Source organism: Enterobacter sp. JS8-1, from assembly GCF_049187015.1.
GTDB classification, from domain to species: domain Bacteria; phylum Pseudomonadota; class Gammaproteobacteria; order Enterobacterales; family Enterobacteriaceae; genus Enterobacter; species Enterobacter mori.
Window position 1 is genome coordinate 1,898,989 of the sequence record NZ_CP185805.1, and the last position, 13,536, is coordinate 1,912,524.

General features: G+C 56.5%; 12 protein-coding genes. 5 read left to right on the plus strand and 7 right to left on the minus strand.

All coding sequences use genetic code 11. From position 1 onward, the window contains the following. Window positions 1–65 precede the first annotated feature (65 nt). On the minus strand, window positions 66–950 hold the full coding sequence (locus ACOQH0_RS08975) for a D-hexose-6-phosphate mutarotase (protein ID WP_421512036.1): 885 nt from the start codon (window positions 948–950) through the stop codon (window positions 66–68). 74 nt (window positions 951–1,024) lie between these two features. Further along, a complete protein-coding gene (gapA, locus tag ACOQH0_RS08980; RefSeq protein WP_010430074.1) occupies window positions 1,025–2,020 on the minus strand; it encodes a glyceraldehyde-3-phosphate dehydrogenase in 996 nt (331 codons plus the stop codon). Window positions 2,021–2,361: 341 nt separating this feature from the next. Here gapA and msrB point away from each other — a divergent pair, with 341 nt between their 5' ends. Both msrB and ACOQH0_RS08990 read left to right on the plus strand, forming a co-directional pair. Then, window positions 2,362–2,775, plus strand: coding sequence for a peptide-methionine (R)-S-oxide reductase MsrB (gene msrB / locus ACOQH0_RS08985; RefSeq protein WP_010430078.1), 414 nt, complete (start codon window positions 2,362–2,364; stop codon window positions 2,773–2,775). Between the two features lie 41 nt (window positions 2,776–2,816). Then, window positions 2,817–3,095: a YeaC family protein gene (locus ACOQH0_RS08990; protein WP_010430080.1), complete on the plus strand. Its 279-nt coding sequence runs from the start codon at window positions 2,817–2,819 to the stop codon at window positions 3,093–3,095. Between the two features lie 57 nt (window positions 3,096–3,152). On the opposite strand, the gene ACOQH0_RS08995 is transcribed toward ACOQH0_RS08990, so the two are convergent. From ACOQH0_RS08995 to sppA, 4 genes are all read right to left on the minus strand, one after another. Beyond that, on the minus strand, window positions 3,153–4,412 hold the full coding sequence (locus tag ACOQH0_RS08995) for a glycoside hydrolase family 18 protein (RefSeq protein ID WP_421512037.1): 1,260 nt from the start codon (window positions 4,410–4,412) through the stop codon (window positions 3,153–3,155). Between the two features lie 217 nt (window positions 4,413–4,629). Further along, window positions 4,630–5,271: a bifunctional nicotinamidase/pyrazinamidase gene (pncA, locus tag ACOQH0_RS09000; protein ID WP_089599077.1), complete on the minus strand. Its 642-nt coding sequence runs from the start codon at window positions 5,269–5,271 to the stop codon at window positions 4,630–4,632. A gap of 9 nt (window positions 5,272–5,280) precedes the next feature. Beyond that, the gene (gene ansA / locus ACOQH0_RS09005; protein WP_010430087.1) at window positions 5,281–6,297 is read right to left on the minus strand and encodes an asparaginase; all 1,017 of its coding nucleotides are present in this window, start codon (window positions 6,295–6,297) and stop codon (window positions 5,281–5,283) included. A 62-nt stretch (window positions 6,298–6,359) separates the two neighbouring features. Then, window positions 6,360–8,216 carry a signal peptide peptidase SppA gene (gene sppA, locus ACOQH0_RS09010; RefSeq protein WP_421512038.1) on the minus strand — a complete coding sequence of 619 codons (1,857 nt, stop codon included), beginning with the start codon at window positions 8,214–8,216 and terminating at the stop codon, window positions 6,360–6,362. A 167-nt stretch (window positions 8,217–8,383) separates the two neighbouring features. On the opposite strand from sppA, the gene ACOQH0_RS09015 reads away from it, so the two are divergent. From ACOQH0_RS09015 to ACOQH0_RS09025, 3 genes are all read left to right on the plus strand, one after another. After that, a complete protein-coding gene (locus tag ACOQH0_RS09015) occupies window positions 8,384–8,935 on the plus strand; it encodes an NAD(P)H nitroreductase (RefSeq protein WP_100166983.1) in 552 nt (183 codons plus the stop codon). 116 nt (window positions 8,936–9,051) lie between these two features. Continuing rightward, window positions 9,052–10,095: a selenide, water dikinase SelD gene (gene selD / locus ACOQH0_RS09020; protein ID WP_421512039.1), complete on the plus strand. Its 1,044-nt coding sequence runs from the start codon at window positions 9,052–9,054 to the stop codon at window positions 10,093–10,095. Between the two features lie 4 nt (window positions 10,096–10,099). Next, window positions 10,100–12,013, plus strand: coding sequence for a DNA topoisomerase III (locus ACOQH0_RS09025; protein ID WP_323343443.1), 1,914 nt, complete (start codon window positions 10,100–10,102; stop codon window positions 12,011–12,013). 116 nt (window positions 12,014–12,129) lie between these two features. Here ACOQH0_RS09025 and gdhA read toward each other — a convergent pair whose 3' ends face one another. After that, window positions 12,130–13,473, minus strand: a complete 1,344-nt coding sequence (gene gdhA / locus ACOQH0_RS09030; RefSeq protein ID WP_182402504.1) for an NADP-specific glutamate dehydrogenase — start codon at window positions 13,471–13,473, stop codon at window positions 12,130–12,132. Window positions 13,474–13,536 lie beyond the last annotated feature (63 nt).

Genomic DNA, 13,536 nt, shown 5'->3' on the forward strand with positions numbered 1-13,536 from the left:
ATTCTGTGCATCAAAATGGGGCGCTATGCGCCCCGTTTGTTTTGTTTTGGTGCAACAGAACAGTGTTAACGCTTCACAATCTTAATTGTCTGTCCTAAACGAGATGGTTTTTCTTCGCTTGCTTTCTGCGGCGTGCTCACGCAGGCGGTTTCTACGCAAACAAAGGTTTTATAACCGTCATCTGTTACGTCCGCCATGCTGACAGAAAGCGCCGGGCCTGGGTTCCAGCCGACTACGTCGCTGTGATGGTGATGAACCACTTCAATACCGCGATTCAGGGCACCGTCATGGATCACGCTGCATGCTTCCGGGTGCAGGTAAACGCGGTCGGTACGGTCAGGGAACGTTTGCACCCCGTCGCTCAGCTTGCCTTCCTTCGCGTTATCCACCTTGTCGATAAAGGTATCACCAAGACCGCTCACTTTTACCGCGCTAATATCACCCACGTTGAAATAGGTGTGCAGGGCTGACGTGGTTTCAAACTCGCCATGGGCTTCCAGCTCAATTTCGCAGGTTTTCGCCAGCTTGAAGCGGGCATAAAGGGTGAAATCGTGCGACCACAGGTCGCGAGTTTCATCGTTTGCCTGCAGTTCAAAGGTCAGCACCGCGCCGTTATCATCTTCGTTGTGTGCTTTCAGCGTCCATTGTTGATTACGAGCAAAACCGTGAGACGGCAAACCCGGTTGTGCGGAAGGGCCAAACCACGGCCAGCAGATCGGTACGCCGCCACGGATAGCCGCTCCTTTTTTGAATGAGGTCGCATCGCTCAGCCATAAGCCTTCCACTTCTCCTTCCGGTTTCCAGGAGAGCAGGTGAGCGCCGTTCAGCGCCACGGATGCTTTTACGCGCGGATGGTCTACAACGATAATATCAGCACCGTCGATCTGACGGCGGGAGAGCACAGGGGTAAGTTGTTCGACTACCGGAAGTGCAAAAATTTTATTAATCATTAAGCAATCCTCTGTCTTAAAACAATAAAAAAGGCGACCGAAGTCGCCTTTTTGGATCAAACACTCATCTCAACTTATTTGGAGATGTGAGCGATCAGGTCCAGTACTTTGTTAGAGTAGCCGGTTTCGTTGTCGTACCAGGAAACCAGTTTAACGAAGTTGTCGTTCAGTGCGATACCAGCTTTAGCATCGAACACGGAAGTGCACACTTCGCCGTTGAAATCGGTAGATACAACGTCGTCTTCGGTGTAGCCCAGAACGCCTTTCATTGCGCCTTCGGAAGCAGCTTTAATTGCTTTCTTAATTTCTTCATAAGAAGCAGCTTTTTCCAGACGAACGGTCAGGTCAACAACGGACACGTTAGGAGTTGGAACGCGGAACGCCATACCCGTCAGTTTGCCGTTCAGCTCTGGCAGTACAACGCCTACAGCTTTAGCAGCACCGGTAGAAGATGGGATGATGTTCTGAGCTGCGCCACGGCCGCCGCGCCAGTCTTTGTGAGACGGGCCATCAACAGTTTTCTGAGTAGCGGTAGTTGCGTGAACGGTGGTCATCAGGCCTTCAACGATACCGAAGTTGTCGTTGATAACTTTAGCCAGTGGAGCCAGGCAGTTGGTGGTGCAGGATGCGTTGGAAACGATGTCCTGGCCAGCGTATTTTTCGAAGTTAGCACCACGAACGAACATTGGGGTGTTGTCTTTGGAAGGACCAGTCAGAACAACTTTCTTCGCACCAGCGGTGATGTGTTTACGTGCGGTTTCGTCGGTCAGGAAGATACCGGTAGCTTCAGCTACAACGTCAACACCAATTTCGTTCCATTTCAGGTTAGCTGGGTCTTTCTCAGCAGTAACGCGGATGGTTTTACCGTTAACAACCAGGTGGCCGTCTTTCACTTCAACGGTGCCGTCGAAACGACCGTGAGTTGAGTCGTACTTCAGCATGTACGCCATGTATTCAGCGTCCAGGAGATCGTTGATACCAACGATTTCGATGTCAGAACGTTTCTGAGCAGCACGGAAAACAATACGGCCGATACGGCCAAAACCGTTGATACCTACTTTGATAGTCATATATTCCACCAGCTATTTGTTAGTGAATAAAAGGTTGCCTGTAAAATTACAAAAACCTTACGCAGCGTCAAGCGGAATCGTGTCAATCATTGCGACAAATCAATCCTGTGACTAACGTTTGTGCGACTGACTCGCCTCACTTTCCCTTTGAGCTAGCAACCACATGGGGGCTGCGGCCGGGATTTTAAAGGCCTCGCAGGATAAAAATGTGAAACAGATCACAATTGCCTGACCGCCTTTTCGCGACACATAAGTTTAGAACAAAAGTGCACGCAAGGGTGTTAATGTTTTGTTAGAATTCGGGTCAGAAGATGTCTGTTTCTACAGCGAGATGTAAGCATATGTCGAACCAACGTAACCCCGACGATTTGAAAAAAAACCTCACAGAAATGCAGTTTTACGTGACGCAGAACCACGGAACGGAACCGCCATTCACCGGGCGTTTACTGCACAACAAACGAGACGGCGTCTACCACTGTCTGGTGTGCGATGCGCCGCTGTTTAATTCGCAAACAAAATATGATTCAGGCTGTGGCTGGCCGAGCTTTTACGAGCCGGTGAGCGATGACGCGATCCGCTATCTGACGGACTCCTCGCACGGCATGGTACGCACTGAAATTCGTTGCGGAAACTGTGATGCGCACCTCGGGCATGTCTTCCCCGATGGGCCTCAGCCAACGGGTGAGCGTTTTTGCGTGAATTCAGCTTCGTTAAGCTTCACTGATGACGAAAATGGCGATCACACTAAAGGTTGAAAAATCGATTCAGCAAATTATTCCTTTAAAAGGGAGACATCATGAATATTGATGACATGATTAGCGGTATGACACCGGAGGTTTATCAGCGTCTGGTGACGGCCGTTGAACTGGGAAAATGGCCTGATGGTGTGGCGCTCACCCCGGAGCAAAAAGAGAACAGTCTGCAGCTGGTGATGTTATGGCAGGCGCGCAACAACACTGACGCGCAGCACATGACTATCGATACCAAAGGCCAGATGGTGATGAAAAGCAAGCGCGAGCTGAAAGAAGACTTCGGCATCACGCCGAAGCCGATTGCGACGATGAAAATGCAATAACGGTGCGGGTTGATGCCCTTACCCAACCCTCTCCCCGTGGGAGAGGGCTTGATTGTCTTACTGCTTATGCGGGATCCCGAGCGACTCCGCCAGCTGCTTCGCTAACTGGTTGTTGTCGTCCGCGCCGTACTCCCAGAACATCGCCCCTGCCAGACCTTTCTCTTTGATGTAGTCCGCTTTGATCGCCACAGAACGTGGGTTCTCATAGGAAATCGCAAACAGCGCCTTCCCGTCGGCAGAATTCACCGACAGCCACGGCACCTTCGCCTGGTCATCCCAGTGCTCGGTAAAGCGCTTCTGCGGATCGTTCAACAGCTTCTTCACGATATCGTTGTACTTCACGTAGGTATCTTTGGTCAGGTCATAGCCGAGTGACTTGAACAACCCGATCTCCTGAGATCCGAAGTAGGGTTGGGTCACCGGATTTTTTTGCGCATCCGGTTTCGTCCAGTCGATCCCCGGCTCGACGGCGCGTTTCGGCACGCGGCCATAGAAACCGATCCCGAGGTTCATCTGCTGTGGCTTCAGCCCGGCGGCCAAATAATTGTTCACCACAAAATCGACGCTGTATTGATCGGCCGCGGCAACCGTCGGCCAGGCGCTGGAGTCATACAGGTTCGCGTTGAAATACTGCGTCCCGTACGCCATGTCGTAGGTCATCAGGTTGATATAATCGAGCAGCGGGGCGATGGCTTTGACATCCACCCAGCTTTTCGGACTTTCCGCATTCGCGCCTACCGCGATGGTAACCAGTTTTTTCTGCCCGAACGCCTCACGCATCTCTTTCAGCAGGGCGGTGAAGTTATCCCGGTCGGCAGGCGTGCTGGCAACCAGCCCCCACGCGCCGTTGACCGGATACTCCCAGTCGAGATCGATCCCGTCCAGGCCGTATTTATCGACGATCTCCTGCGCGGAGCGGATAAACACCGCGCGCGACTCTTTAGTTGCCGCTGCGCCAGAGAAGCCACGCGCCCCCCAGCCGCCAACAGAAAGCAGCACTTTGAGGTTCGGGTTTTGTTTACGCAGGGTCGGGATCAGTGCCAGGTCGGAGGCGACTTTTGGCGACAGCCAAATCTGATGCAGCTTTGCCGGATCTTTTAGGGCGGCGTTGGTTTCGTCTTTCTCACTGTTGTAAACAAGACCAAACGAGTAGTTCAGGTGAGTGATCTGGCGGACGTCCAGTGTATTGATATCGCCACCCGGTCCGGCGGTGACATCGCCACCCCCGTTAAAGTAGCCCACGGACATCAGGGTACTGGCGGAGGCAACTGACGCGCAAAGCAAGGGTAATGCTGCCAGCAAGGGCAAACGTTTCATACAAGTTCCTCTTTGACTTATCAAAAAAACCACGCCACAGAAAAAGCGTGGCGGAAAAATAACCTGATGAGAATAGCATTGCCGCTTCGCTGAGGATGCGAGGGAGTTCACTTTATGGGGATTGGGGAAGAAATGCCGGGTGGCGGCTTCGCCTTACCCGGCCTACTTTCTGTGGTTTTGTAGGCCGGGTAAGCGCAGCGCCACCCGGCTTAAAAGACTACGCCTGCGTTTCCAGCCAGTCTTCCAGCGTATACAGCGTCGCGCCTTCGGCGGCCATATCCATAAACGCCTGGGCGCTGTCCTGCGGGTTAATGTTCACCCCGCGGCAGCCGTCGGTGATGACGCTGACGGTATACCCCAACTGGAGCGCGTCCAGCACGGTAAACTTCACGCAGTAATCCGTCGCCAGGCCCAGCACAATCAGCTCCGTGATTTCGTGGTGACGTAACCATGCGTCCAGCGCCGTTTTCTGGCGATGCCCGTTATCAAAAAACGCGCTATAGCTGTCGATAGTCGGGTTTTCCCCTTTATGGAACACCGCGTCGATGGCCTTATGATTCAGGAGCGGATGCAGCTCCGCGCCTTCCGTCTGCTGTACACAGTGATCCGGCCAGAAGGTTTGCGCCAGCCCGTCGAGTTCACCCTGGGTGAAGGGCGCAACGTCGTGCTGGCTGGCAAAACTGCCGTGGTTCGCCGGGTGCCAGTCCTGGCTTGCGACAACCGCCTCGCCGCGGGCTTTGCACCAGTCAATCAGCGTATTCGCCACATCAACGGTGCTGTCACCTTCGGCGACGGCCAGCGCGCCGCCCGCGCAGAAATCATTTTGCAAATCGACCAGTAGCAGGGCGCGTTGCTTCATGTGGCCTCCTTATTCGTCCGGGGTCAGTTCGCCGCGCAGGTTTTGCATCATCGCGCTACGAATGGACTGGATGTCCAGATCCTGGCTCAGTAAATAGTGAAGTTTAGTCAGCGTTGCCTCAACGGTCATATCGAAGCCGCTGATGACTCCGGCATGTGCGAGCGCGTTGCCGGTGGCGTAGCCGCCCATGTTCACCTTGCCGGACATACACTGGGTCAGGTTCACCACCACGATCCCGCGCTCGCTGGCTTCCTGAAGCTCTTTCAGGAATTCGCCGTTCTGCGGGGCGTTGCCGACGCCGTAAGAGCGCAAAATCAGCGCTTTCACCGGCTGACGCAGGAAGTTACGTACCACGTCCGCAGAGATCCCAGGGTAAATCGTCACCACGCCAATCGGTTGTGGGGTAATCGGGTGCACAATCAACTCACCGGCGGTGTTTGGCGCAGGCGGCGTGCCCAGACGACGGATATGAATACCCGCTTCCAGCAGCGGCTGCAGGTTAGGTGAGGCGAAGGCGTCGAAGCCGTCGGCATGTGCTTTGGTGGTGCGGTTGCCGCGGTAAAGACGGTTGTTGAAGAACAACGACACTTCGTTGATCGGGTAATTGGCCGCCACGTAAAGGGAATTCAGCAGGTTGATCTGCCCGTCCGATCGCAGCTCCGCCAGCGGGATTTGCGAGCCGGTGACGATAACCGGCTTGCCCAGATTCTCCAGCATGAAGGAGAGCGCGGAAGCGGTAAACGCCATGGTGTCGGTGCCGTGCAGGATCACAAAGCCGTCGTACTGGTCGTAATGGGCTTTAATATCATCCGCGATGTGCTGCCAGTCTTCCGGCGTCATGTCGGAGGAGTCCATCAGCGGCTCGTATTCGTGGATGGTAAAGTCAGGCATTTCCGGGCGGTGGAATTCAGGCATCAGTGCAAGCTGACGCTGCAGGTGGCCGGAGACAGGAATATAGCCGTTTTCAGAGCGCTGCATCCCGATGGTACCGCCAGTGTAGGCTACATAAATCGATTTCTTCTGCATGGGTGTGAGTTCTTGTTCTTCAAAAGAAAAAATCCCCTCTTCGCGGGAAGAGGGGACGGTTTTTAACGGACGTTCGCGCAGGTCAGGCAAAACGCGTAACGACTCTGTGGATCATTAAAGGCCGCGAGTTTATCGCTTTCGGCCTTCATCGCTTTCGCCGCCGTGGCAACAGGCGCAGGCAGGTAAGCCTGCAGCGCCTCCGGCAGCATGGCGCGAACGGAAACGGACATGCTGTCCATCACCATATCGAAGAACGACGGCTCGTCCTGATAATACTCAACGTGCCACTGCTTAAGCTTCGCCAGTTCGGCCGCTTTCTTAACGGCGTCGTCAAAGTCACCCAGGCTGTCTACCAGTCCGTTGTTCTTCGCGTCCTGTCCGGTCCAGACGTGGCCCTGCGCAATCTGGTCAATCTGTTCTGGCGTCTTTTTACGCGAGTCGGCAACCAGCGTGATAAAGCGCTTGTACCCGTTTTCAATGCTGAGCTGCATCATCTCAGAGACTTCAGGCGGCAGAGATTTCGTCACCGACACATCCGCCAGCGGAGAAGTAGAAACGCCATCGGTATGCACGCCCAGATAGTCCAGACTGTTTTCCACGGTGTTGATCACCCCGAAGATGCCGATAGAGCCGGTCAATGTGCTTGGGTTGGCGACAATGTAGTTCGCTGGCGTCGAGATCCAATACCCGCCCGATGCGGCCATTCCGCCCATGGAGACGACAACAGGCTTGCCGGCAGCGCGTGCCGCGGCCAGTTCGGCGCGGATCACCTCTGAAGCGCTCACGCTGCCGCCAGGGCTGTTTACGCGCAGAACAATCGCTTTCACTTTCGGGTCAAGGCGCGCATCGCGGATTTGCGACGCGGTGGTGTCCCCGCCAACGTTCCCCGGGGTCTCCTGTCCGTCCATAATAGCGCCGTTAGCGAAGACCACGGCAACGCTGTCCCCGGTCTCATCCGGTTTTTTCGCTGCGTAGTCATACATGCTGATGGCGCTGAAGTTTTTATCCTCTTTGCTCCAGCCAAACTGTTTGGTCAGCGCTTTTTCGACCTCCGCGCTGGAGCCCAGCGCGTCAACCAGCTTGTTGTCGAGCGCATATTTCGCGGTATCGCCGTCAACCTTACGCAGCCCGTCCAGCATGCCGCGCGCGCCAGGGAAGACCTGTTCAGCGGTAATCTGACGGTTGGCGGCAATGGTGCCGAGATAGTTCTGCCACAGTTCGCCAATCCAGCGGCTGTCCGCTTCACGGGCAGCAGGGGACATATCGTCGCGGATAAACGGCTCAACCGCAGACTTATATGTACCGACGCGGAAGACGTGGGTGGTGACTTTCAGCTTGTCGAGCAGCGACTTGTAATACAACCCGTTGGTGGCAAAACCATGAAGGTCGACCGTACCCTGCGGCGAGAGCCAGATTTTATTGGCAAAGCTCGCCAGATAATATTGCCCCTGGCTGTAGCTGTCGCCCACGGCAATCACCGGTTTGCCGCTGTCGCGGAACTCGCGCAGCGCTTTACCGATGTACTGCATGGAAGGCTGATCGCCTCCGGCAAAATCTTTCAGATCCAGCACGATCCCGGTGATGTTGCGGTCGTCTTTGGCCTGACGAATCGTATCGACGATATCGAACAGGGAGTTTTCCTGCAGACGGTCGGATGTTGCGCCAAACAGCTGGCGGCCAATCACGCCCAGACGGTTGCTGGTTGATGGTTTATCAACGATGACGCCGGTGATGTCGAGTAACAGTGCCCCGCGGGTCGAATGTTGAGCCTGGTTGGCGTTGCTGATGTGTATCCAGACGCCTACGCAAACCAGCACCAGGAAGATGAAAAAGATGTTCATCACCAGGTTGCGGACGAAGTTGAGCAGTCGCCACGTCCATTTAAAGAAACCGGCAAAGATTCGCCAAAGGGTTCGCATGTATTCTCCCTAACCAGAAAATGACTGTTTCCGTCGCCACGTGACGGTAATGTTGGGCTATCGTAATGACCCAACCGCCACTTGTCAGCAGGAATCGCCTGACACGCTGTAACAAAATCTGCCGCCGTGTTAATTTTGTGAGTAAATTTCAAGAAAGGAGTTAACCAATGGATGCACTTGAACTGCTTGTTAACCGCCGTAGCGCGTCGCGTCTGGCCGAGCCTGCTCCAGCGGGCGAGCAGCTGGAAAACATTCTGCGTGCGGGCCTGCGCGCGCCGGATCATGGCACGCTCCAGCCCTGGCACTTCTTTGTGATTGAAGCCGAAGGCCGCGACCGCTTCAGTGCGTTACTGGAAAAAGGCGCGGTTGCTGCTGGTCAGGATGAGAAAGGGATTGATAAAGCCCGCAGTGCGCCGTTCCGCGCGCCGATGATCATCGCTGTCGTGGCGAAATGTCAGGCCGACCATAAGGTGCCGGTCTGGGAGCAGGAAATGTCCGCAGGCTGCGCGGTGATGGCGATGCAAATGGCCGCCGTCGCGCAGGGCTTCAATGGCATCTGGCGCACCGGGCCGCTGACCGAAAGTTCGGTCGTGCGTGAGGGCTTTGCCTGTGGCGAGCACGATAAAATTGTCGGCTTCCTCTATCTCGGCACCCCGCAGCTTAAAGCCTCCAGCACCATCAGCGTGCCGGACACCACGCCTTTCGTCAGCCGTTTCTGATAACCCGCGCTAAACTGTCTGGATTCTGAGCATCCGCCGCAGAATTCAGACAGTCATACTTACCTCTTTATGGAATGAGCGCTACCATAGCGCGATTGAGATGACAGGAGACGTCCATGAGCGAGCAAACCATTCGTTTAACGCAATACAGCCACGGAGCCGGTTGCGGTTGTAAAATTTCCCCGAAAGTGCTGGAGACCATCCTGCACAGTGAACAGGCGAAGTTTGTCGACCCGAACCTGCTTGTCGGTAACGAAACGCGTGACGATGCAGCGGTTTATGACTTGGGTAACGGCACCAGCATTATCAGCACCACTGACTTCTTTATGCCGATTGTCGACAACCCGTTCGATTTCGGGCGCATTGCGGCGACTAACGCCATCAGCGATATCTTCGCGATGGGCGGTAAGCCGATCATGGCGATTGCCATTCTGGGCTGGCCGATTAACACCATTCCACCTGAGGTTGCCCGCGATGTGATTGAGGGCGGGCGCTTTGCCTGTCAGCAGGCGGGGATTGCCCTGGCCGGTGGTCACTCTATCGATGCGCCGGAGCCGATCTTCGGCCTGGCCGTTACGGGTGTGGTACCGACCGAGCGCGTGAAGCGCAACAGCACCGCGCAGGCGGGCTGCAAGCTGTTCCTCACCAAGCCGCTGGGCATTGGCGTACTCACCACCGCCGAGAAAAAATCCCTGCTGAAGCCCGAGCATGTTGGTCTGGCAACGGAAGTGATGTGCCAGATGAACCTCGCGGGTGCGGCTTTCGCCAACATCGACGGCGTGAAGGCGATGACCGACGTGACCGGTTTTGGTCTGCTGGGACACCTGAGTGAAGTCTGCCAGGGCGCTGGCGTTCAGGCGCAGGTCTGGTATCAGGACGTGCCGAAGCTGCCGGGCGTGGAAGAGTATATTGCTCAGGGCGCGGTGCCGGGCGGTACCCAGCGCAACTTCGCCAGCTACGGTCACCTGATGGGCGAGATGCCTGAAGCGTGGCGCAACCTGCTGTGCGATCCGCAAACCTCCGGCGGCCTGCTGCTGGCGGTTACGCCGGGATCCGAAGCCGACGTTCAGGCGACCGCCGCTGAGTTTGGCATCACCCTGACGGCGATCGGCGAGCTGGTGACCGCGCGCGGCGGCCGACCGATGATTGAGATCCGTTAATTCGATGCGGTTGTTTATTGCCGAAAAGCCGAGCCTGGCCCGCGCCATTGCCGATGTGCTGCCTAAACCGCATCGCAAAGGCGACGGCTTCATCGAATGCGGTAACGGGCAGGTGGTCACCTGGTGTATTGGTCACCTGCTTGAGCAGGCGCAGCCGGATGTCTACGACAGCCGCTATGCCCGCTGGAACCTGAACGATCTGCCCATCGTGCCGGAAAAATGGCGCCTGCAGCCCCGGCCTTCGGTCACCAAACAGCTCAACGTGATCAAGCGCTTCCTGCATGAAGCGGCTGAAATCGTGCATGCGGGTGACCCGGACAGGGAAGGGCAGCTCCTGGTCGATGAAGTGCTGGACTACCTGGAGCTGGCGCCGGAAAAGCGCCAGCAGGTGCAGCGCTGTTTAATTAACGACCTCAACCCGCAGGCCGTCGAGCGGGCAATCTCGCGCCTGCGCGCCAACAGCGAGTTTATTCCACTGTGCGTCTCGGCTTTAGCCCGCGCCCGCGCCGACTGGCTGTACGGTATCAATATGACTCGCGCCTACACCATCCTCGGGCGCAACGCGGGCTATCAGGGCGTGCTCTCCGTGGGCCGCGTGCAGACGCCGGTGCTGGGGCTGGTGGTTCGCCGTGATGAAGAGATTGAAAACTTCGTCGCCAAAGATTTCTTTGAAGTGAAAGCGCATATCGTCACCCCAAAAGACGAGCGCTTTACCGCCGTCTGGCAGCCGAGCGACGCCTGCGAGTCATACCAGGATGAAGAGGGGCGTCTGCTCCATCGTCCGCTGGCCGATCACGTGGTTAACCGCATTACCGGGCAGCCCGCTATCGTCACCAGCTATAACGATAAACGGGAATCAGAACCCGCGCCGCTGCCATTTTCGCTCTCTGCACTTCAGATTGAGGCGGCCAAAAAGTTTGGCCTGAGCGCGCAGAACGTACTGGATATCTGCCAAAAGCTCTACGAAACCCATAAGCTCATCACCTATCCGCGTTCGGACAGCCGCTATCTGCCGGAAGAACACTTTGCCGGACGCCACTCGGTGATGAACGCCATCGGCGTGCATGCGCCGGATCTGCTCCCGCAGCCGGCGGTCAACCCGGACACCCATAACCGCTGCTGGGATGATAAAAAGGTGGATGCCCACCATGCGATTATCCCGACGGCGCGTGCCAGCAGCGTCAATCTGACCGAGAACGAAGCGAAGGTGTACAACCTGGTCGCCCGTCAGTACCTGATGCAGTTCTGCCCGGACGCGGTGTTCCGTAAATGCGTCATTGAGCTTGAGATTGCCAAAGGCAAGTTTGTCGCCAAAGCGCGTTTCCTTGCGGAAGCGGGCTGGCGCACGCTGCTCGGTAACAAAGAGCGCGACGAGGAGAACGACGGCACGCCGCTGCCGGTGGTCGCTAAAGATGACGAGCTGCTGTGCGAGAAGGGCGAAGTGGTTGAGCGTCAGACCCAACCGCCACGCCATTTCACCGACGCGACGCTGCTTTCCGCCATGACCGGGATCGCCCGTTTTGTGCAGGATAAAGATCTGAAGAAGATCCTCCGTGCCACCGACGGTTTGGGTACGGAAGCAACCCGCGCGGGGATTATCGAGCTGCTGTTTAAGCGTGGTTTTCTCGAGAAAAAAGGGCGCTATATCCATTCGACAGAGCCGGGCCGGGCACTGATTCACTCCTTGCCAGAGCTGGCCGCGAGGCCGGACATGACGGCGCACTGGGAATCGGTGCTGACGCAGATCAGCGAAAAGCAGTGCCGCTATCAGGACTTTATGCAGCCGCTGGTCGGGACGCTTTACCAGCTGATCGATCAGGCGCGCAGCACGCCGGTGAAAACGTTCAGAGGGATGGTTGCACCCGGTGGTGGCGCGAAGAAACCGTTTAAAAAGAAAAAGAGCGCGGCAGCCTCTTAAACCGTAGGCCGGGTAAGGCGCAGCCGCCACCCAGCGAAAAGCAGCTCTGCGGCCTGAAAAAAGCCCGGTGGCGCTAACGCTTACCGGGCCTACAAGAGCGAGAATGCAGCGAAAGCTTAAATCACGCCCTGCCCAATCATCGCATCCGCCACCTTCACGAACCCGGCAATATTCGCCCCGCGCACGTAGTTGGTTTGCGATGCTTCACCGCCGTACTCCACGCAGGCGTGGTGAATATCCAGCATGATGTGGTGCAGGCGCGCATCCACTTTCTCCGCTTTCCAGCCGAGGCGCGCGGCGTTTTGCGCCATCTCGAGGCCGGAGGTCGCCACGCCGCCCGCGTTAGCGGCCTTGCCCGGCGCAAACAGCACGCCCGCTTCCAGGAACAGGTCCGTCGCGTCGATGGTGGTCGGCATATTCGCCCCTTCCGCTACCGCTTTCACGCCGTTGCTAATCAATGTACGCGCGGCTTCAACATCCAGCTCGTTCTGCGTTGCGCACGGCAGAGCGATATCCACCGGCACGCCCCACGGCTGTTTCCCTTCCAGGTAGGTCAGGCCAAACTCTCGGGCATAATCCGCCACGCGACCGTCGCGGCTGGCTTTGATTTCACACAGGCGCGCCAGTTTCTCCGCCGTGAAGCCCGCTTCATCCACCACCGTGCCGCTGGAGTCAGAGGCGGTTACCACGCGAGCGCCAAACTGCATCGCTTTCTCAATAGCGTACTGCGCCACGTTACCGGAGCCGGACACCGCGACGCGCATCCCTTCAAAACCTAAGCCGTGACGCTTGAGCATGGCTTCGGTGAAGTAAACCAGGCCGTATCCGGTCGCTTCCGGGCGGATCAGACTCCCGCCAAACGACAGCCCCTTGCCGGTAAAGACGCAGGCGCTGTTATTGGAGAGTTTTTTCATCATCCCGGCCATAAAGCCCACTTCACGTCCACCGACGCCGATATCACCGGCAGGAACGTCGGTGTCAGGACCAAGATGACGATACAGTTCGGTCATTAGCGCCTGGCAGAAGCGCATCACTTCACCTTCGCTTTTGCCTTTCGGATCGAAATCGCTGCCGCCTTTCCCGCCGCCCATCGGGAGCGTGGTGAGGGCGTTTTTAAAGGTCTGCTCGAAGCCGAGGAACTTCAGAATCGACAGGTTTACGGACGGGTGGAAGCGCATGCCGCCCTTAAACGGGCCAATGGCGGAGTTAAACTGTACGCGCCACGCACGATTGACCTGCACCTGATTGCGATCGTCAACCCATGTCACGCGGAACTGGATCACGCGTTCTGGCTCAACAAGGCGTTCAAGCAGAGACATCTGACGGTAGCGCGGATTTTGTTCAAGGAAGGGCCACAGCGTGGTCATTACTTCACGAACGGCCTGCGCGAACTCGCTTTGGTGCGGGTCGCGCTGCTGAACATGGGCAAGGAAACTTTCCAGAGTGCGTGTCTGATCCATAGATATAAGAACCTCTTATAGTAATTTATGTGTGTTGCTTATGCGATTTGTGTTGTTTTTTTG

Excerpts from the sequence above, each read along its gene's own strand:
- ACOQH0_RS08975 (WP_421512036.1), bottom strand. The coding sequence starts at position 950 with ATGATTAATAAAATTTTTGCACTTCCGGTAGTCGAACAACTTACCCCT.
- gapA (WP_010430074.1), bottom strand. The coding sequence starts at position 2,020 with ATGACTATCAAAGTAGGTATCAACGGTTTTGGCCGTATCGGCCGTATT.
- msrB (WP_010430078.1), top strand. The coding sequence starts at position 2,362 with ATGTCGAACCAACGTAACCCCGACGATTTGAAAAAAAACCTCACAGAA.
- ACOQH0_RS08990 (WP_010430080.1), top strand. The coding sequence starts at position 2,817 with ATGAATATTGATGACATGATTAGCGGTATGACACCGGAGGTTTATCAG.
- ACOQH0_RS08995 (WP_421512037.1), bottom strand. The coding sequence starts at position 4,412 with ATGAAACGTTTGCCCTTGCTGGCAGCATTACCCTTGCTTTGCGCGTCA.
- pncA (WP_089599077.1), bottom strand. The coding sequence starts at position 5,271 with ATGAAGCAACGCGCCCTGCTACTGGTCGATTTGCAAAATGATTTCTGC.
- ansA (WP_010430087.1), bottom strand. The coding sequence starts at position 6,297 with ATGCAGAAGAAATCGATTTATGTAGCCTACACTGGCGGTACCATCGGG.
- sppA (WP_421512038.1), bottom strand. The coding sequence starts at position 8,216 with ATGCGAACCCTTTGGCGAATCTTTGCCGGTTTCTTTAAATGGACGTGG.
- ACOQH0_RS09015 (WP_100166983.1), top strand. The coding sequence starts at position 8,384 with ATGGATGCACTTGAACTGCTTGTTAACCGCCGTAGCGCGTCGCGTCTG.
- selD (WP_421512039.1), top strand. The coding sequence starts at position 9,052 with ATGAGCGAGCAAACCATTCGTTTAACGCAATACAGCCACGGAGCCGGT.
- ACOQH0_RS09025 (WP_323343443.1), top strand. The coding sequence starts at position 10,100 with ATGCGGTTGTTTATTGCCGAAAAGCCGAGCCTGGCCCGCGCCATTGCC.
- gdhA (WP_182402504.1), bottom strand. The coding sequence starts at position 13,473 with ATGGATCAGACACGCACTCTGGAAAGTTTCCTTGCCCATGTTCAGCAG.